This is a genomic window from Tritonibacter sp. SIMBA_163, from assembly GCF_046535935.1.
GTDB lineage: Bacteria > Pseudomonadota > Alphaproteobacteria > Rhodobacterales > Rhodobacteraceae > Epibacterium > Epibacterium scottomollicae.
In genome coordinates this window covers 1-263 of the sequence record NZ_JAWJBP010000624.1, presented here as the reverse complement: position 1 = coordinate 263, position 263 = coordinate 1, and the positions used below count along the sequence as shown (strand labels likewise).

Sequence of the window (263 nt, the reverse complement as noted above, 5' to 3'; positions counted from 1 at the left end):
CTGTCCTCGCCATTATTCTGGCCACTAGCATGGGCCACTTCCTGAACGACATGATGCAGTCGCTCCTTCCGGCCATCTATCCGATGCTGAAGGACAATTACAGCCTGTCATTCTGGCAGATCGGACTTCTGACCTTCACGTTCCAGATGACGGCATCGATCCTGCAGCCGCTCGTAGGTATCTACACCGACCGCAAGCCGATGCCTTATTCACTGCCCTTCGGCATGGGTTGCACGCTTGTCGGCCTCGTCTTTCTGGCGACC

The 263-nt window shown here is 56.3% G+C and carries 1 pseudogene; it reads left to right on the top strand.

From position 1 onward, the window contains the following. Positions 1-29 precede the first annotated feature (29 nt). A pseudogene (locus tag R0J92_RS23800) lies at positions 30-263 on the top strand (MFS transporter); the annotation flags it as partial.